Origin of the sequence: Falsiroseomonas sp. HC035 (assembly GCF_050563525.1) — a bacterium.
In the GTDB taxonomy this organism is placed as follows: Bacteria; Pseudomonadota; Alphaproteobacteria; order Acetobacterales; family Acetobacteraceae; genus Falsiroseomonas.
Window position 1 is genome coordinate 1 of sequence record NZ_JBNXUN010000071.1, and the last position, 951, is coordinate 951.

At 64.9% G+C, this 951-nt stretch carries 1 protein-coding gene; it reads right to left on the bottom strand.

Features of this window, described 5'->3' with window-relative positions; all coding sequences use genetic code 11:
• Positions 1–47: 47 nt before the first annotated feature.
• On the bottom strand, positions 48–951 hold a 904-nt coding region (locus ACLF3G_RS29480), incomplete at its 5' end, for an IS256 family transposase (protein WP_430672937.1).

Consider the following 951-nt stretch of genomic DNA (forward strand, 5'->3'; position numbering starts at 1 on the left):
GGGAGTGTCAGGAATTCCGTGTGCGGCCGGTCGGTTGAACGACACGGTCAGGCCATGGCGCGGGTGAAGCGTTCGCCGAACAGGACGGCGAATTGCGCTTTGGCCATGGACCATTCACGCGGCGGCATCGTCCATTCCTTCTCGGTCCTGTTCAAGACAAGAAACAGCAGTTTCAGCGCCGCCTCGTCGGTCGGGAAATGCCCCCTGGCGCGGATCGCGCGGCGCAGCCGGGAGTTGAGCGCCTCAATGGAATTTGTCGTGTACAGCAATCGCCTGACCTCCATGGGGAAAGCGTAGAACGGCACCACCTCGCCCCAGGCGCGGCGCCAGCTCTGGCCGATGGCGGCGTATTTCCGGCCCCAGGGGCTGGCCTCGAACGCCGTCAGCGCCGCCTCGGCCGCGGTGGCATCCACTGCGCGGTAGATGTCCTTCAAGGCCACCGCCACCGGCTTGCGGTCCTTCCAGGCGACGAAGTCCAGGCTGTGGCGCAGCAGATGCACAATGCAGGTCTGCACCATGGCCTCGGGGAACACCGCCAGGATCGCCTCGGGGAAGCCCTTCAGCCCGTCGACCACGGCGAGCAGGATATCTTCCACGCCGCGGTTGCGCAGTTCATTCATCACCCGGAGCCAGAACTTGGCACCCTCGTTCTGCTCAAGCCAAAGGCCAAGGATTTCCTTGGTGCCGTCGGCCCGGACGCCGAGTGCGATATGCACTGCCTTGTTGCGGACCAACCCCTCGTCGCGGATCTTCACCCGAAGCGCGTCGAAAAAGACCAGCGGGTAGACCGGCTCCAGCGGCCGGGCCTGCCAGGTGGCGATCTCGTCCAGCACCGCGTCGGTCACCGTGCTGATCAGGTCCGGTGAGACCTCGATGCCATACAGGTCCAGCAGGTGGCCCGCGATCTCCCGCGTGCTCATGCCCCGGGCATACATCGAGATGATCTTGTCA